Source organism: Fusibacter bizertensis (genome assembly GCF_029914245.1).
GTDB lineage: Bacteria > Bacillota > Clostridia > Peptostreptococcales > Acidaminobacteraceae > Fusibacter_C > Fusibacter_C bizertensis.
This window is the reverse complement of the sequence record NZ_JARYZI010000002.1, coordinates 100,810-118,868: the sequence shown is the minus strand read 5'-3', so window position 1 is coordinate 118,868 and position 18,059 is coordinate 100,810. Positions and strand designations below refer to the sequence as shown.

Sequence of the window (18,059 nt, the reverse complement as noted above, 5' to 3'; positions counted from 1 at the left end):
CTGTTTTTTTATAAAAACACTTTTTGATTTTTTTATACTATAATTTACAAAACCACGTGATATAATAATAATGAGGGAGATTTGGTTATTTTCTTCTATCAATTCCAATTGGAGGTCAAAATGGGACAATATCAATGTACTGTATGTAGTTACTTGTATAAGCCAGAACGTGGCGATTGGATGCATGACATCCCAAAGGGAACTGCTTTTGAAGATTTACCTGAGGATTGGAGATGTCCAACCTGTAATCAACCAAAGATGGCATTTGTACCAGTTGAGCAAAACAAATAGGAGGCTGAGATGATAAACAAATATGATCACATTACTGAATACTTTGAAAGTACTTTCGAACTTAATAGAATAAAAACACTACCGATCACAGATAAATTTAGACTTATAAATTATATTAAACTCGTTGCAAAAGCAAATGACGTAGCTAAGGCGAAAAATATTGATGCAATTACAAGTTCACCGCTTTACAAAGTGGATCATACATTCCATTTGTTTATCTCGCTTTTGGCTTCTGAATTATCAACTGAAGTGATATCCGATGTAATTGAATGCTATGCATATAACTTTGACGAGAGTGATGTCTACTTTTCAAAAATCGTAATGTTAGGTTCTGGTGCGTTAATGATTCAAAAAGGTATTGAATCCAATGCAATTATCAGTTATTTAATTTCACTTTTAGGAGAAGATTTCTTAAAGAACAACTACCAAAGAATTTTTAAAGAGAGAGAAACGCTTGATATTACTGATGAAAATGAAATTAATATTAAGTATAAAAACTTTGATATGACCTATAGAAAATTAAAATATGATATGCTTGCGCTTAGACAGATTAAAAAAGATCAAGGTCACGCAAAAGTAAGAGAAGTAATCTTTAAATACTATAAAAATAGTGACCTAAATTTGTACTACTCTTTGTTGGATGTACATGATAAAAAAATATCGGAATATTTATATAGAAAACTGATGAAAGACGCACCTAAAATGGATCGATTTTTATTAACAGCTAGCCGTTGTATGATTAGAGATACAGATATTATTGATATGCATTATTTACTCAATGCTGTAATTGGGAAATACACCAATTTCTTAAAACCATACAATGAAGTCGTGGAAGAAATTAAAATGAGAGAGACAGAAATTCTTAGTTTAATCCCATGAATAAAATAACCAAAATAGTTTTCTTTACATTGCTGCTGTGTATTGCTTTGACGAGGCTCTTAACAGGAGAATGGATACTTGCGTTGTTGCTGCTCATATTGCTAGTAATTGCCATACCTTACTTTGATAAAAGAGAAAATCACCGACAATTTTATCGAGGACTGCGTAAATTATATGTTTGTGTTGATAAAGTTGGTTTTATATCTGCAAGGGATTCACTGCTTAAAAATGCATTATTCCCAAAAACCACCCGTGTTCCTTATACTTTGCTTGGTGCAATTGAATTGTATTATATGGGTCATCTAGTAGATGCGAGAAAAGAACTAATGACAATTCAAGCTAAAGATGATTATCTTTTTTGGAAAAGTGTTTATCTTATAATGATCGATAATAGACTTTCGCAACCCTCGCTTCAAAAGTCAGCAGTTCGTGAATGTGCTGTTCTATTAAGTAAAGTACCAAAGCCTTTTAAAAGTATTGCAAGAAGTAGGCTAGAGCTTATGAATGTTATCGTCAATGATCCAACTATTGAAACATATGAGGCTATAAGAGCTACGATGCCTTGTAATCTTTTAGTGGCTGAAGTTACAGACATGATGGCTTCAATTCATGATGATGAAAGATTGAGCACTTATTACTATAAAGCGGCTAAGAACATTGGCAAGGAACTGATACTCAGTTAACAAAAAAATATGTGAGCGTAATCTAAACCATAGATGGGTACATTAAATACCTTTTTATGGTTTTTTTTTAAGTCACAACTCGTTTGTGACAAAAGATGAGCACTCAATGTGCGAAGCTTTTTACTAAGTCACAACTCGTTTGTGACAAAAGATGAGCACTCAATGTGCGAAGCTTTTATAATATTTTAAATATGATTAAAGGATACATTTTTAGTATATATATTGAAATAAACAATTGGAGGAGGCAAGTATGGAAAAAACACTTGTAATTATTAAACCCGATGCTGTTCGTCGAGGACTAATTGGCGCAATTTTAAGTATGTACGAAGATAAAGGATTAGAAATTACAGCGATGAAGATGCAGGTAGCAACTGATGAACTCTTGGAAAAACATTATAGTGAACATATTGGTAAACCTTTTTATAAGTCTTTGATTACTTTTATGAAATCAGGTGCATTGGTTGTGCTAACTATTGAAGGCGATGACGTGGTTGATAAGGTGCGTAAAATTAACGGCGCAACAAATCCAGAAAAAGCTGATAGTGGAACAATCCGTGCGCTTTATGCAGAATCGACAACATTTAATTGTGTTCACGGTTCTGACTCAGTAAAGAGTGGACAGACAGAAGTTGATATCTGGTTTGGGTAATAGGGTTTTAGCAATTTAGCCTGGCGTAAAATAAGCAGAACTGAAGCGGTTTGAATGAATATTGTATACTTGTTCAATAATTATTGTATCCGTTCAACAAAAGTGATATTTTAAATATATAACTGATATATCACAGATATTTTCATAGGAACGTTGGCAAATATATGTTTCTTGGTTTCACCGACAGATTCGTGTATAATTAGGGAAGAAATTATTAAGCAATGAGGATGGCTATGTTGAAACAATCGAAGCCCTTAATTTATGAAGAAATAAAGCGAAGAATTATAGAACTTGAGATGAAACCAGGAGACCCAATAAATGAAAAGGAATTAAGTGCTGAGTTTGGTGTGAGTAGAACACCAATCAGGGAAGCTTTGATTAAGTTGACTCAGATAGATTTGGTTGAGTTTAGACCAAGAGTGGGTACTTTCGTCACTCAAATCGATATTGCAACAGTAAAAAGTGCATATGAAGTCAAGAAAAACCTTGAGGCTTTTGCAGCTGAATTAGCTGCTAAAAGGGCAACAGACGAGGAAATCAAGATTCTTTTTCAAATTATTGAACGCTTTTCAACTTATGATCTAATTAAAGATTATAAGCTTTGTATTCAAGACGATCAACTATTTCATGAGGTGATTAGAACCGCATCAAAAAACGACATATTAATCGATACATTGGACATGCTAAATACTAAAACAGCAAGGTTTTTACAGTCGATTCATTATGTAATCCAGCAATACGATGGTTTAATTACTTCTTTAAACAGTATTGCCGATGCAATTCGAAATAGAGACGCTGAAGAAGCTCGGATACAAACTGAATCGCATACGCGCTTGTTCCTAGAAGAGATGTCAAAAAACTTTTTTGCATAAGTTTTTTAAACTTTAGGAGGACGAAGCATGGAACATCTTTATTCAGATCGAGTGAAACAATTGAAAGCATCGGAAATTAGAGAGATATTAAAGCTTACGCAGCAACCTGATATCATTTCCTTTGCAGGCGGATTACCTGCCCCTGAATTATTTCCAATTGAAGAAATGAAAGTCGTTACACAAAAAGTCTTGTCTGAAATGGGACAAGAAGCGCTTCAGTACAGCACAACTGAGGGCTATGATCCTTTGCGTACAAAGATAGCTAAAAGACTTCTAAATGTAGGGATTGAAGCGAATAAAGATGATATTCTGATAACGAATGGATCGCAGCAGGGTTTGGATTTTACAGGAAAAATTTTTTTGAATCCAAATGATGTTGTGTTATGTGAAAGCCCTAGTTATTTAGGTGCAATAAATGCTTTTAAGGCATATGAATGTGGTTTTAAAGAGATCCAAACCGATAATGAAGGGATGGTACTCTCTCATCTAGAAGAGGTGATAAATCATACTCCGAATGCTAAATTTATATATGTAATTCCTGATTTTCAAAATCCTTCAGGTAGAACTTGGTCAGAGGCAAGACGAAAAGGACTGGTGGCAATCGCTAATAAATACAATTTAGTGATTATTGAAGATAACCCATATGGAGAACTTCGTTTTGAAGGCGAAATGATTGGCTCAATTAAATCTTTTGATACTGAAGGTCGTGTTGTATATCTTGGTACTTTTTCTAAGACATTTTCTCCAGGACTTCGTATTGGTTGGGTTTTAGCATCTCCGAATGTACTTAACAAGTATATTGTTGTAAAGCAAGGTGCTGATTTACAATCAAGCTCAATCAGCCAGAGAGAACTCAATCAGTTTCTTGAGATGTATGATTTTGATGCACATATTGCTAATATAAAAAAAGTATATAAAACTAGACGAGACCTTATGATTGAAACGATAAAATCTGAGTTTCCTAAAGAAGCAGAGTTTGAAATTCCTTCAGGTGGTTTGTTTGCTTGGGTGAAGTTGCCTAACCATGTAAATACGAAGGAAGTCTTAGTGAAAGCAGTTGAAAACAAAGTGGCTTTTGTACCTGGCGGTTCATTTTTCCCAAATGGTGGACAAGAAAACTTTATGAGATTAAATTTTTCGAATATGCCGGAAGAAAAAATTGTTGAGGGTATTACAAGATTGGGTAAAATATTAAAAGATGTGATATAGTTTGTTTAACATAAACTGTATCCTGAAAATTTATGCGAGGTTTTTATGGTTCAGAGGCTTCAACAATTTGCAGTTTATGGTATGATCGTAGAATCAAATAAAATTCTACTGGTTCAAAAGTCAAAAGGTCCTTTTAAAGGCTTATGGGATTTGCCTGGTGGCAGAATAGAATATGGCGAATCACCTGAAACAACCTTGATAAGAGAAGTTTTAGAAGAGACTGGTCTTGAAATTTTGGATCAAAGTTATGTGAAATCTGATTCTGTAGTTGTCAATTTCGTAGATGATAATTTAGGGAAAGTTACACTTCACTTAGTGGGTTTTATCTTTAAGATCAAGTTAAAAGATATAAAATCACTACTTCCCAAGCACGATGACGAAGAATTAATATGCACTAAATGGTGCGATTTACAAGAAATTGATATTGATCAATTGACACCCTTTCTGCAGGAACTCTTGATGGATAGCAATGTGTATTAATCGACAAAAGCTTTTGCTCGGTGACGCGCAAAGGCTTTATTTTTATGTAGTGAGGTAATTATGGATCGATATAAAGAAGAGTTGTTGGATTTGCTTAGCCAGTATAAGCCGTATGATATTAATGACAAAAATAGTTTGAAATTAACCTCTGCATTTTTATCCAGTAATGAAGATGTCTTTGGAAATACCAATTCAAAAGGACATATTACAGCCTCTATTTGGTTGCTGGATTATCACTTTGAAAAAGTACTAATGACCCATCATAAAAAACTCAATAAATGGCTTCAATTAGGGGGGCATACTGAGATAGGTGAGTCCATACATGAAGCAGCTCTGAGAGAAGCAATGGAAGAATCAGGCCTTACTAAACTTGAGTTTTTAGAGCGAGAAATCTTTGATGTGGATGTGCATGAGATTCCAGAGAGAAAACATTTACCCGCTCATTTTCATTATGATGTGAGGTTTTTAATTCGCCAAACAGCCAAAGAATCTATAATGATCAGTGATGAATCAAATGACTTAAAATGGATTCCAATTGAGGAAGTATTGAAGTTAACGAATAGTCCCTCTGTACTTAGAATGGTTGAAAAGACAACGGGTAAGTTTTAAAATTACTAATATCTGTTGTAAGGTTATTATAGTATTATGAAATGGGTATAAAGTATTTAGGAAGTAAGTTAAATAGGTGGTAGCAATGAGAAAACTTTACGAGCGGTATAAATCTAGTCTAAATTTTAAGATAACTCTAAGTACAATTTTAATTGTAATGATTGGAATTGTAACCATTATTTTGTATACTCAATTGAGTGTTGCAAAACTTTCTAGTCAAACTTTGGAAACAATGGACCAAGAACTTAATCAGCTCGTGGTTAATTTTTATGCAGATCATCTAAAAGAAATTGCTTCGAATTTACAATCAGAATACGATAAATATTTTGATGAAATTGATATATTAGGTCATACTGTCCAATCTTATTTTGATCACTATGATGAAATGATGCCTGAAATAGAAACTGCAATGAATGCACCTTTTTTTCAAGATCATTTGATCAACAATGGAAATTGGAGCCAAAATCAGATGGATGAGCCATCCACTGTATTTTTAGGGCGGTATTTACTAGATGATAATAATGAAATTTTACCAAATGTGGAAAAGTTAATAAAACAAACGTCAATTTTGGATTTATATTTTCCAAGTTTCGCAAAATATGGTGCAAATAAGATTCAGATTTATTTTACTGGTGGAGAAGATATGGATTTTACGCGTATGTCTCCATGGGTAAATATTGGTACAAGTGTATATGATGTCTACCCTGAATTATACGACCTTCCTATTTGGCAAACTTTTAATCCTGGTCTTATTGAAGATTGGACTGAGCTTAAAAACAAAGTCGGAATTGGTGATAAAAAATTAGTTAGAACAGGCAAACCAGTTCAAGATGGTATTACAGGCGAAGTTAATATTGGGATGACTTATCCTATTTGGTCACCGGAAAATGGAACGTTTATAGGTCAAATTGCTTATGATATTCCTTTGTCTCATTTTATAGAGTATACTGAGGAGCTAGAATTAGGGCAAAATGGTTTTGCCATGCTGATCCAATCAAATGGGAATGTTTTTGCGATTAATGAATACGGCCAAGTTAAAATGGGATTTAATAGTGCTGATGATAGTATAAAGGTAAACGAACAGGGATTTAATACCTTAGAGCGAAATTTAAATGATAGTGCCTATGTGGATGTACAAAAGCTTAATTTTGAAGAATTTGATCAATTGACAGAAGTTCAAATTGAAGGAGAAGCGTACTATATTAACGCTATGAAAATAGATGATTTTCAGACATGGAGCACAGAACAGGGCTTTTTAGAAGATAGCTGGACGATTGCGATTGTCCTACCTAAAAGTGAAGTTTTCAGTATGTATTATAATTCAGAGAAGCAAATCAATAATCAATCAAAAGTTGCACTGAAAGAGCAATTATATATCGCAATTATCATAACTTTTTTCGTTTTGGCGTTTATTATGCTTTATAATTCTAAGTTAACACGTAAGCTAAATGTGTTGACGGAAGCTGTAAAAGAGATGCGTTATAATCACTATTCCACTCATTTGGAAATCACATCAAGTGATGAAATCGGAAAACTATCATACGCTTTTAATGAGATGCAAACTGAAATTAGGGATACGATTGATAAACTCAATGTACAAAACGAAAGACTAAAGGACGAAATTGATGAGCGTATCAAAAAAGATAGAATTATTGATTATCTTGAAAATTTTGATGCACATACGGACTTGTTAAACAAAAAAGCACTACTCAATATTTTAAGGGATATTGAGAGTGACTTAGATATGCCATTTGTGTCGTTAATTTCAATTGGTATTGATGAACTTCGAAAAATCAACGATGCATACTCATTTAAAATTGGGGATGAGGTAATCCAAATTATTGCCAACCGGTTAAGTGAATTGGTAAATGACAAGGATTTACTGTTTAGAATAGGCGGAGATGAGTTTGGATTTATCTATAAAGCACAAGATGTAGAGAGTTTAATTCTAAAATGTGAAGATATTTTGGAACTATTTAAGATGCCTGTGTTAACCTCTTTTCATGAGGTTTCTGTAAGTTGTTCAATTGGTGCAAGTACTTATCCAAACGATACAAGTGATCCTATCGATCTATTTAAATATGCTAATGTAGCGCTAAACCACGCCAAAGAGGGAAATAGAGGCGGATATTCTTTTTACAGCGCACATATGAATGAGCATGTAAGGAAACGGATGGAATTAATCAACGAACTTACACATGCTGTTGAGCGTAATGAGTTTTATCTGACCTATCAACCCATCGTGGCACTTAATTCTCAAAAGGTCGTTGCTGTTGAAGCTTTAATCAGATGGCAATCCGAAAAGTTAGGATTGATTTCACCAGTTGATTTTATCCCAATAGCTGAAGACACCAAGCTGATTGTGAGTATTGGAAAATGGGTCTTAAACGAGGCAATGGAGAATCTTAACTATATGACTCAAATGGGGCATGATAAGTTATCGGTTGCTGTAAATATATCAGTTGTTCAATTTTATCACCCGAATTTTATTGAAGATGTAAAAATGCTTATTGATAAGCATCGCGTAGATACAAAGAGATTAACTTTTGAAGTGACTGAAGGACTATTTTTGAACGATATTGTAAAAGCACAAAATGTCATAGAGCAGCTGAGAAATTTGGGAATCAGTATAGCTGTAGATGACTTTGGTACAGGGTATTCATCCCTTTCCTATCTAAAGAACTTAGAAATCAATCACCTTAAAATTGATAGATCTTTTATTGCAGAATCGCTAGATCAAACCAGTGTTGAAATAATCAATGCGATACTGGCACTTGCCAGCAGTCTTAAGCTTTCTGTTGTAGCAGAAGGTATAGAAACGCCGGAACAGATGGCATATCTTTTGGAAAATGGTTGTGACTTTGGGCAGGGCTATCTTTTTTCAAAACCAATGAGATTAGATGATTTTATCAATTGGAGCATGGAAAAACGACTCTAGATTTAAAAGTACCACAGTTTTATTTATATAGAAATCGTACTAATTTTAAAAAACGAATTTCTATTTCAGATAATATTGTGGTACTTTTCTTTTGTACTTTTATGAACATCATTTGTAAATTATAGGACGCTCTATTATAATATAGAAGAATACGAACGCTAAAAGAAAAGTGGGAAATAAATGAAATATATTATACAAGCGCTTGAATTTGCCATTGTTACGGCTTTGATTATACTGAGTATAATCACTTTTAATAAAATCAACCAAGCTGCACTATTTGAAAAAGAGACTTTTTCTGAAGAAAAATATCATTATGCAGTGATCACAGATGACATAAGTTCGTACGCCTATGAGCGTTTTATAGGTGGTGTTGATGCTGCGATCAAAGAACTTGACTCGGTCTATGAAGTCTATGAAGTTGGCGATGATTCACTTGAAGATGTCATTGAAATGGTGGTTATAACTCAAGTAGATGGTGTGATTCTAAGACTAAGTAATAATGCAATTGCCAGTGAAGAAATTGATAAATGTAAGGCGGGAGGGATTGACATCATTACTGTTGGAAATGACGCGCCAGATTCACTTCGAGATGTCTATATAGGGACTAATAAATACAACTTAGGGAGACATGCAGCAACACTTGCGATTAAGGCTGTAGACGGACCTAAAAATATTGGTGTTATTTTAGGGAGTGAGTATATTGATGAAGAATCTATTGCAACTAACAATTTTATCAACGGTATACAAGATATAGTCACAAAAAATGACAATTTAAACCTTTCAATAATCAAGTATTCAAATAGCATCAGAGCAGAATTGCTTATGGACGATATTTTAAAAGAGGATAGTCCTATAAACGTCTTGATCTGTACTGATCCAGTTGATGTTAACCGAATTATAAGAGTCTTGGTCGATCGAAACAAAGTGGGAGATATCAAGATTGTTGCAAGTGGTGACACAGCAGAAATTAAAGATGGTATAGAGAAGCGACTAATAACGGCGAGTATTGTAGAGGATTATGAAGAAATTGGAAACATGTCTGTTTATTTTTTGAACCGTGTCATCCAAGGTGAAGGCGTTTCCACCTATGTAAATGTTCCTTTTGAAACTTTGGAACAACGTAATCTGGGAATTGAGTAGGTGAATAGATGAAGCGATTAAAAAACCTCTTATTTCATAATACTTTAAAGCGAAAAGTATTCACATTTATGCTTGTTATTTTGCTTTGCTTTTTAACGGGTTTTGTATATACTTTTTATGCTACATTCAAAGTAAATAAGCAAATTAATGAGATGTTTACTACAAGTATTATGCTCAATGAGATGAACGAAGAAATGGATCAATTTGAAACAAATCTAGAAGCTTACCTTGCATCAAAAAATTCGGACAGTTTTGTTCAATATCTAAATTATTATAATCTTTTAGCGGATAGAGCTAGTGCGATAATTGATACAGATAGCATCTATTCATCCAGTTTACAGATGCAAAACATTGGGAAATTACTAAATGCCTATTTAGATGCTTCCGAAAACGCCATTGAATATAAAAGAGGCCGTAATACTGAAGGTTATCTAGCGTCTTACACAAACCTTTTAAAAATAAGCAGTTATATTGATCTTAAAGTATCAAATCTAGAAAGAATGGACTTTAAAGTTAACCTTCAAAATTATATGATTTTAACTGAGAAATTTGACGAAATACAATTGGGATTGGTTGTTATTGTAGCTTTACTTATTGTACTTAGTATATTGTTTGTCTTTACTTTTTCAACCAATGTCACTGGGCCTATCGAAGCACTAAGTAAACAAGCCGAAGATATTGCTAAAGGAAAATACCATTTTGAAAGAGAAAAAGGTAATCACTTTAAAGAAGCGGAGCTTTTACGTGATACGTTTTATGATATGGCATCACATATTCAAGAATATATCTCTGAACTTAGAGATAAAGTTGAAACGGAGAACAAGTTAAGGGTTTCTGAAACGGAAAAGTTGAAGATGCAAAATTCACTCAATCAAGCTGAACTTATGGCCTTGCAATCTCAAATAAATCCACACTTCCTATTTAATACACTTAACGCGGGTGTACAACTTGCAATCATTGAAGATGCTGAAAGAACAGGTAATTTTTTAGAGGTACTTTCAACATTATTTAGGTATAATATTCAGTCACTTCAGAACAAAGTAAAGCTGAGTGATGAGTTTAGTAATGCTAAAAAGTACTATGCACTTATGCAAGTTCGTTTTGGAGAACAGTTCAGTTTTATATTTGACCTGGATGAACAAGTCACTGATATAGAGATGCCGCCTTTAATTCTTCAGCCTTTGCTAGAAAATGCATTAATCCATGGCTTTAAAAATAAAACCGAAGCTGGTGTGATCGAAGTCAAGGCATATGCAACAACCAATGGTGTTAAAATTGAAATTACAGATAACGGTGAAGGTATACCTTTTCATGATCTTGAAAAGTTAAATAGAGGTGATTTTAGAAAAATGTCAGAACGAGGTGGTCATACAACAGGTCTTGGACTGGGTAATGTATATGATAGACTCAACCACTTTTTTGAGGCTGAAGGTATCATGATTTTTGAGAGCAAAATCAATGAATTTACACGAGTAATTATCTCACTCCCTAGAAAGGATGACACTACATGCTGAGAGTATTGATTGTAGATGATGAAGCTATAGTTTTGGAATCGGTAACACAGGTACTAAGTTCGCAATTTAAGAATATAGCAATAGAAACTGCAAAGAACAGTAGAGAGGGTTTAATTAAAGTGGAACATTTTAGACCCAATGTTATTATGACGGACATAAAAATGCCTGGTATGAATGGATTGGAGTTTATTGAACGTATACGGAAAGTCAATCAGATGGTAAAAATAATAATAGTCTCAGCATATGATCACTTTGAATATGCAAAAGAAGCTGTTAAATTTGATGTAGAGGACTATATCTTAAAACCACTTTCTAAAAGTAAACTCATTGAAGTGATTAGTTCTATTGAAACCAAAGTAGAACTCGAAGAAGAACTTAGAAATAAAGAATTAGATAATATTGAAAAATATTATCAATCTATACAATTGGTGGAAAGTAATTTTTTTAATTCTATTTTGCTTAACAGAAATATACTAAAATACATGGCACATTATCGAGAACTACTGGAAGTCCCTTTTTTAAAGGGGGGACTAATAACAATTGAGTTTGATAAACTACCACTAGATACTGACTCGGGTGATTTGAGTAACTATAACCAAAAGCTATATGACTGTGCAGATTACTTGAAAACGCATATAAAATATCATAAATCAGCGATTGTGAGTAATCCTTTTTTAAATCGTATTTTCGTATATGTGGAAGAAGATAATGACATAAATTTTTGGAATAACTTAGCACAGCTTATTATGGAACGTTTTAAACTAAGAGTAAGGATTGGAATAGGTACAGAAAAACCAGTTGAACAATTAAGGGATTCATACACTGAATCACTTCTTGCAATGCGGGTTTCAGATAAATCTGTAAGTGATATGCATGATTTAAAAGAAACTGAAGCGACATATGATACTTTTGAAAAAATCAAGAATCAGCTTTTTAATGATTTTGTTAACCGAAACAAGTCCTTTAAAACAACGCTAAAGTACTTTGAGGGAGAGTATATCCAGATGCTTAACCATAAGCGAACCACTGAATATGCAGAAGCTATCCTTATAGAATTATTAGTGCTTGTCTATAACAGAAGCCATCGCATGACTAACAAAACTAAGGAAGAAGAAATTAGTCATCACTATCTTGTAGAAATCGCAGGAAGATCTCCTATGGCCAAATTGCAGTATTTTGAAAAAAAAGTATCGGAATGGTTTTCTGCATATGCAAAAATGCAAAGTGAATCGTTTAATGTGATTACGCTTAGTGCAATTGACGCTTTAAAAAGTGATTACAAAGGGGAAATTACTCTAGAGGACTTGGCGCTCCGACTCAATGTAACGCCACAATATCTTTCAAAAGTTTTCAAAGATGATACAGGGGTAACCTTTAAAGAATATTTGACAGAACTGCGAATAGAAACAAGCAAAGAAATGCTTAGAAGTGGAGAATATAGCATAAAGGATATTTGTTTTAAAGTGGGCTATAATGATACGAGTTATTTTATTAGAGCTTTTAAGAAGTTTGAAGGACTCACGCCAAAGGATTATCAGAAAATCTACCGTTAATAATGGGGGACCACTATGAAACATGGAAGAATAGTAAAAGTAAGTTTTATGAGGTTAATTGCTTTTATCTGCATTATGACGATGACTTTTACTTTATCTGGATGCATAGATAAAGACAAAGCTGAGAAAAGAGATAAAATAATGATAGGTCTTTCTCTTGACAGTATCGTCGTAGAGCGCTGGCAAAGAGAACTCGAAATCTTAGTTGCAACCGTTAATGAGCTTGGTGCAGAACTCAATGTCCAGATTGCTAACGAGAGTATAGATAAACAAACAGAACAAATACAGTATTTGATTGATCAACAGGTAGATGTCCTAATTATTGTCCCAAATGATGCTAAAGCGTTCTATGATGTTATCAGCGAAGCTGAAAGAAATGATATAGATGTCATTGCTTATGATCGGCTAATTATGCACCCAGATGTTGACTTGTATGTTTCCTTTGATAACGTCGAAATCGGTAGAGGCATTACTAAAAGGTTAATTGATGAGTTTAGGAAAAATGAATTAGATACATCAGATGAATCTTTTAAACCTTATAATCTTCTGATTATCAATGGAGATCCCAAAGACAATAATTCTAAACTTTTGAATGAAGGTATCTATGCAGCTATTCAAGAATATATCGATGCAGGCTTTGTAAATGTACTTGATGAAACGTGGGCAAATGAATGGAGAGAGCAAGTTGCTAAAGATTTAGTCGAAGAAAACTTGTCAAAAGGAGAGCGGATTGATGGGATTATTGCTGCCAACGATGTGCTTGCAACGGGTGCTATAGAAATATTATCAAAATGGAGGAAAGCGGGTGAAGTACTGGTTGTAAGTCAAGATGCTGAACTGTCAGCATGTCAACGTATCGTTGAAAAAACACAGTTAGCAACAGCTTATAAACCAATCTATGACTTAGCTTCTACTACGGCGAAAATAGCAGTAAGCATGGCCAAGGGCGAAAAAATAATTGCCAATGATTCTATCTATAATAACTATGATAACATTCCTTATTTAAAATTAGATGCTTATGTCGTAGATTTAGATAATATGGAGAGTGTTGTTATAAAGAGTGGTTTTCATCGCAAAGAAGACATATATAGAAATATCAATGATGGACAATAATACTTTTCAAAGTACAATAAACACAGAAAAATTTAATCTTAAATTTTTCTGTGTTTTCTTTTGTATACATTAAAGTTAAAAAAATTGATGAAATCAACAAAAAAACTGGTTAAATTAGTGAAGTGACATTGTTGTTAATTTTGTGTAAACTTTTATTATGATTTGGTCTGAATGATTTTTTTATTTTTTTCACAAATATTGAGACATTTACCTATGAAACGATTAAAATAGTAGGGGATATTGCTAAAACTCTTTTAAAGAGTTATGATATTACCAGTAAAACTTTACTAAAATTAACCGTGAGGTGTGTAACTAAATATTGAAAGAGGTAAAAAGATGGCAACGATTAAGGACATAGCAAAAAAAGCGGGTGTATCTTCAGCAACAGTATCGAGGGTTTTAAACTACGATGAAACTTTATCCGTTTCGGATGAAAAGCGAAAACTTATCTTAGAGATCGCTGAGTCATTGGAGTATATGCCACCGAGAAAAAGGAACGTTAGTAAGGCAGTGAAAAAGTTGAAAATTGGACTTGTTCATTGGTATACGATGTCCCAAGAGCTTGATGATCCTTATTATATGTCTATTCGATTAGGCATTGAGAAAATGTGCTATGAAAATAATATTGAAATCGTGAAAATCTTCAAACCAGATGAATATGATTTTCAGAAATTGGAATCTGTAGATGGTTTTATCGCAATCGGTAAATTTACTCAGGGACAGATTTCTAAGATTTGCGAACAGTCTCCAAATATTGTCTTTGTCGATTCTTCCCCACAGGAGGAACGGTTTGACAGTGTTGTGATTGATTTTGAGAAAGCAGTGACGGGTGCACTAGATCATTTGTGGCAAATAGGTCATCGAAACATAGGTTACATCGGTGGAAGGGAATACATTGGAGCCGATCAGATCGCGCTTGGAGAGAGACGTGAGAGTGTCTTTAGACAGCATATGATTGACTTAGGTGTCTTCGATGAAAAAAACGTACTCATTGGTGCGTTTTTAGCAGAGTCAGGTTATAGACTTATGAAGCAAGCGATTCAGAACGTGAATCCTTTGCCAACTGCCTATTTTGTGGCAAGTGATTCTATAGCAATTGGCGTCCTAAGAGCTATACATGAATGTGGACTAAAAGTTCCTAAAGATGTTAGCATCGTTGGTTTTAATGATATCCCTACATCTAAATACACAGTACCGCCACTTACTTCCATACGCGTTCATAAAGAATTTATGGGTGAAACTGCTGTGGAGTTGCTTCTTGAAAGAATTCTGAGAAAAAGAACTATTGCTAAAAAAGTAATTGTTCCAACTGCATTACAAATAAGAGAAAGTATTTGTAAAGTTTAAGTAAATTTTTCTTGACAGTTTCGTAAATATTTACTAAGATGAAAATGTAGTACACAATTTATAACTTGGGGAGATGAATTTTATGAAAAAGTTTACAGCAATTCTATTGATTTTGGTAATGATGTTCTCATTATCTGCATGTGGCGCAAAAGCTGACGAAGGTTCTAGCGATGCGTTACCAACTATCGGCGTTACAATTTACAAATACGATGACAACTTCATGTCTTTCGTAAGAAGAGCAATTGAAACAAAAGCTGAAGGAAAAGCAACACTAGAAATGAATGACTCACAAAATTCTCAAGCAACACAAAATGACCAAGTAGATACAATGATTTCAAAAGGTGCAAAAGCATTGGCAATCAACTTAGTTGATCCACAAGCTGCTAGCGCAATTATTGAAAAAGCTAAAAAAGCTGATTTACCAGTAATCTTCTTTAATAAAGAACCTGAAACTTCTGTATTAGCTAGCTATGATAAAGCTTGGTATGTTGGAACTGCATCTGCAGAAGCTGGCGTTATCCAAGGTGAATTAATTGCAAATGCATGGAAAGCTAACCCAGAATGGGATAGAAATGGCGATGGCGTTATGTCATATGTACTTCTTAAAGGAGAGCCAGGACATCCAGATGCAGAAGCTAGAACTAAATATTCAGTAGAAACAATCGTTGAAGCTGGTATCCAAGTTGAAGAGTTAGAACTTCAAACTGGTATGTGGGACTCTGTAAAAGGTAAAGAATTAATGGACGCTTGGATTGCTAAACACGGCGATGCAATCGAGATGGTTATCTGCAACAACGATGGTATGGCACTTGGTGCTGTTCAATCATTAAATGCTTCTGGTTACTTTGATGATGGTAAATTTATGCCTGTAGTTGGCGTAGATGCTATTCCAGATGTACTTGAGCAAATCAAAGCAGGTAAAATGGTTGGTACAGTATTAAACGATGCTAAAAACCAAGGTGGCGCAACATTTGATTTAGCACTTAACGTTGCTAATGGAAAAGATCCACTTGATGGTACTGAATGGACATTAGATGAAGGTAAAGCTGTTCGTGTTCCTTATGTAGCTGTTACAATTGACAATATCGAGTTTGCTGAAGAAGCATACAAATAAGTCATTATGATAGAAACTGTTCGAGATGCAGCTACTGCATCTCGAATTTTTTGAGAAATTATAGAATAATTCATATAAATTTAGAAAGAAAAAATTACACATTGTCAAAATGGGTATTCAATATATAGTTTGAAAGGAGGCGTAATCCATGCAAGAAAATTCATTAAAAGAAAATACAGCGTATTTGCTTGAAATGAACGAAGTATCTAAGGAGTTTCCTGGAGTTAAAGCATTAGATGGCGTCACTTTGAAGGTTGGTAAGGGAAGCGTTCATGCTTTAATGGGGGAGAATGGTGCAGGTAAGTCAACATTGATGAAATGTCTATTTGGCATTTATCATATGGATTCGGGTAGCATTCGTCTAAATGGGAGCGATGTTAATTTTACTTCTTCAAAGCACGCGTTGGATAATGGTGTTTCTATGGTACATCAAGAACTTAACCAAGTAAGAAGTACTAGAGTAATGGATAATATTTGGCTTGGTCGTTTTCCTAAAAAAGGACTCTTCGTAGATGAAGATAAAATGTACTCAGACACATTGGCCATATTTAAAGATTTGGATATCAAACTTGATCCTAGAACCAAAGTTAGTTCACTTCAAGTTTCTGAATGTCAGATGGTAGAAATTGCAAAGGCAGTTTCTTATAATTCTAAACTGATTGTTATGGATGAGCCTACATCATCATTAACTGAAAAAGAAGTAGGGCATTTATTTAATATTATTAGAGCTATTAAAGAAAAAGGTGTTTCAGTTATTTATATTTCTCATAAAATGGAAGAACTTGAGCAAATTTGTGATGAAGTTACCATTATGAGAGATGGAAAGTGGATTGCAACGAAAAAAGTAAGTGAAATTTCAACGGATGAAATTATCAGTTTAATGGTTGGACGTGATTTAACACATCGTTTCCCACCTAAAACGAATACACCTAAAGATGTGATCCTGAAAGTTGAAAATCTAACAGCAGTCTACCAACCGTCAATCAAAGATGTTTCGTTTGAACTTAAAAAAGGTGAAATTCTTGGGATTGCAGGACTGGTTGGCGCTAGAAGAACAGATGTTGTAGAATCTATCTTTGCTGAAAGACAAGCAACCGGTAAAATCACTTTAAATGGCAAAGAGATGAATAACAAATCACCTCGTGACGCTATAAAAAATGGTTTTGCACTTGTAACTGAGGAGAGAAGAGCAACAGGCATTTTTGCAAATCAAGATATTTATTTTAACTCAGTTATTGCAAATATTGATCGCTATGTAAAATCATTTTCTATTTTAGATGAAAACAAAATTATTGAAGATACAAGGTGGGTTGTCAGTAGCATGAATGTAAAAACCCCAAATAATAAAACAAGAATTATGTCTCTTTCTGGTGGTAATCAACAGAAAGTTATTATTGGGAGATGGCTGCTAACTGAACCAGAGGTTCTATTGCTCGATGAACCAACCAGAGGAATTGATGTTGGTGCAAAATATGATATATATCAATTGATGATAGATTTAGCTGAAAAAGGTAAGGGTATCATCATGGTATCATCTGAAATGCCAGAATTACTTGGAATTACAGATAGAATTCTCGTTATGAGCAATGGTAAGCTTGCAGGTATTGTCAATACGAAAGAAACATCGCAGGAAGAGATTTTAAGATTGTCTTCTAAATATTTATAGTG

Annotated in this window: 16 protein-coding genes; all 16 read left to right on the top strand. The window is 33.9% G+C overall.

What is annotated here, in order from left to right; translation table 11 throughout:
- The first annotated feature begins 120 nt into the window (after positions 1–120).
- A complete protein-coding gene (locus QE109_RS03880; RefSeq protein ID WP_281093085.1) occupies positions 121–291 on the top strand; it encodes a rubredoxin in 171 nt (56 codons plus the stop codon).
- Positions 292–300: 9 nt separating this feature from the next.
- Positions 301–1,170: a hypothetical protein gene (locus tag QE109_RS03875; RefSeq protein ID WP_281093084.1), complete on the top strand. Its 870-nt coding sequence runs from the start codon at positions 301–303 to the stop codon at positions 1,168–1,170.
- Positions 1,167–1,853 carry a hypothetical protein gene (locus QE109_RS03870; protein WP_281093083.1) on the top strand — a complete coding sequence of 229 codons (687 nt, stop codon included), beginning with the start codon at positions 1,167–1,169 and terminating at the stop codon, positions 1,851–1,853. Before QE109_RS03875 ends, QE109_RS03870 begins: the two co-directional genes overlap by 4 nt.
- A 250-nt stretch (positions 1,854–2,103) precedes the next feature.
- Entirely contained in the window at positions 2,104–2,502 is a 399-nt protein-coding gene (gene ndk / locus QE109_RS03865; protein ID WP_281093082.1) for a nucleoside-diphosphate kinase, read from the top strand.
- Between the two features lie 233 nt (positions 2,503–2,735).
- Complete coding sequence (locus tag QE109_RS03860) at positions 2,736–3,374, top strand: GntR family transcriptional regulator (protein ID WP_281093081.1); 639 nt, start codon at positions 2,736–2,738, stop codon at positions 3,372–3,374.
- Positions 3,375–3,401: 27 nt separating this feature from the next.
- Positions 3,402–4,583, top strand: a complete 1,182-nt coding sequence (locus tag QE109_RS03855; RefSeq protein ID WP_281093080.1) for an aminotransferase-like domain-containing protein — start codon at positions 3,402–3,404, stop codon at positions 4,581–4,583.
- 45 nt (positions 4,584–4,628) lie between these two features.
- The gene (locus QE109_RS03850) at positions 4,629–5,063 is read left to right on the top strand and encodes an NUDIX domain-containing protein (protein ID WP_281093079.1); all 435 of its coding nucleotides are present in this window, start codon (positions 4,629–4,631) and stop codon (positions 5,061–5,063) included.
- 60 nt (positions 5,064–5,123) lie between these two features.
- Complete coding sequence (locus tag QE109_RS03845) at positions 5,124–5,672, top strand: NUDIX hydrolase (RefSeq protein ID WP_281093078.1); 549 nt, start codon at positions 5,124–5,126, stop codon at positions 5,670–5,672.
- Positions 5,673–5,757: 85 nt separating this feature from the next.
- Complete coding sequence (locus QE109_RS03840; protein WP_281093077.1) at positions 5,758–8,610, top strand: bifunctional diguanylate cyclase/phosphodiesterase; 2,853 nt, start codon at positions 5,758–5,760, stop codon at positions 8,608–8,610.
- A 180-nt stretch (positions 8,611–8,790) separates the two neighbouring features.
- Positions 8,791–9,750 carry a substrate-binding domain-containing protein gene (locus QE109_RS03835; protein WP_281093076.1) on the top strand — a complete coding sequence of 320 codons (960 nt, stop codon included), beginning with the start codon at positions 8,791–8,793 and terminating at the stop codon, positions 9,748–9,750.
- A gap of 8 nt (positions 9,751–9,758) precedes the next feature.
- A complete protein-coding gene (locus tag QE109_RS03830; RefSeq protein WP_281093075.1) occupies positions 9,759–11,264 on the top strand; it encodes a sensor histidine kinase in 1,506 nt (501 codons plus the stop codon).
- Entirely contained in the window at positions 11,258–12,817 is a 1,560-nt protein-coding gene (locus QE109_RS03825; RefSeq protein WP_281093074.1) for a response regulator, read from the top strand. The genes QE109_RS03830 and QE109_RS03825 overlap by 7 nt, the downstream gene beginning before the upstream one ends.
- 15 nt (positions 12,818–12,832) lie before the next feature.
- The gene (locus QE109_RS03820; protein WP_281093073.1) at positions 12,833–13,930 is read left to right on the top strand and encodes a substrate-binding domain-containing protein; all 1,098 of its coding nucleotides are present in this window, start codon (positions 12,833–12,835) and stop codon (positions 13,928–13,930) included.
- A 336-nt stretch (positions 13,931–14,266) separates the two neighbouring features.
- A complete protein-coding gene (locus tag QE109_RS03815) occupies positions 14,267–15,277 on the top strand; it encodes a LacI family DNA-binding transcriptional regulator (RefSeq protein ID WP_281093072.1) in 1,011 nt (336 codons plus the stop codon).
- An 82-nt stretch (positions 15,278–15,359) separates the two neighbouring features.
- Positions 15,360–16,391, top strand: a complete 1,032-nt coding sequence (gene mglB, locus QE109_RS03810; protein WP_281093071.1) for a galactose/glucose ABC transporter substrate-binding protein MglB — start codon at positions 15,360–15,362, stop codon at positions 16,389–16,391.
- Between the two features lie 148 nt (positions 16,392–16,539).
- A complete protein-coding gene (gene mglA, locus QE109_RS03805) occupies positions 16,540–18,057 on the top strand; it encodes a galactose/methyl galactoside ABC transporter ATP-binding protein MglA (RefSeq protein WP_281093070.1) in 1,518 nt (505 codons plus the stop codon).
- Positions 18,058–18,059 lie beyond the last annotated feature (2 nt).

Coding starts and splice junctions, on each gene's coding strand:
- QE109_RS03820 (WP_281093073.1), top strand. CDS start 12,833: ATGAAACATGGAAGAATAGTAAAAGTAAGTTTTATGAGGTTAATTGCT.
- QE109_RS03825 (WP_281093074.1), top strand. CDS start 11,258: ATGCTGAGAGTATTGATTGTAGATGATGAAGCTATAGTTTTGGAATCG.
- QE109_RS03835 (WP_281093076.1), top strand. CDS start 8,791: ATGAAATATATTATACAAGCGCTTGAATTTGCCATTGTTACGGCTTTG.
- QE109_RS03850 (WP_281093079.1), top strand. CDS start 4,629: ATGGTTCAGAGGCTTCAACAATTTGCAGTTTATGGTATGATCGTAGAA.
- QE109_RS03815 (WP_281093072.1), top strand. CDS start 14,267: ATGGCAACGATTAAGGACATAGCAAAAAAAGCGGGTGTATCTTCAGCA.
- QE109_RS03840 (WP_281093077.1), top strand. CDS start 5,758: ATGAGAAAACTTTACGAGCGGTATAAATCTAGTCTAAATTTTAAGATA.
- mglA (WP_281093070.1), top strand. CDS start 16,540: ATGCAAGAAAATTCATTAAAAGAAAATACAGCGTATTTGCTTGAAATG.
- QE109_RS03855 (WP_281093080.1), top strand. CDS start 3,402: ATGGAACATCTTTATTCAGATCGAGTGAAACAATTGAAAGCATCGGAA.
- QE109_RS03880 (WP_281093085.1), top strand. CDS start 121: ATGGGACAATATCAATGTACTGTATGTAGTTACTTGTATAAGCCAGAA.
- QE109_RS03830 (WP_281093075.1), top strand. CDS start 9,759: ATGAAGCGATTAAAAAACCTCTTATTTCATAATACTTTAAAGCGAAAA.
- ndk (WP_281093082.1), top strand. CDS start 2,104: ATGGAAAAAACACTTGTAATTATTAAACCCGATGCTGTTCGTCGAGGA.
- QE109_RS03870 (WP_281093083.1), top strand. CDS start 1,167: ATGAATAAAATAACCAAAATAGTTTTCTTTACATTGCTGCTGTGTATT.
- QE109_RS03845 (WP_281093078.1), top strand. CDS start 5,124: ATGGATCGATATAAAGAAGAGTTGTTGGATTTGCTTAGCCAGTATAAG.
- QE109_RS03875 (WP_281093084.1), top strand. CDS start 301: ATGATAAACAAATATGATCACATTACTGAATACTTTGAAAGTACTTTC.
- QE109_RS03860 (WP_281093081.1), top strand. CDS start 2,736: ATGTTGAAACAATCGAAGCCCTTAATTTATGAAGAAATAAAGCGAAGA.
- mglB (WP_281093071.1), top strand. CDS start 15,360: ATGAAAAAGTTTACAGCAATTCTATTGATTTTGGTAATGATGTTCTCA.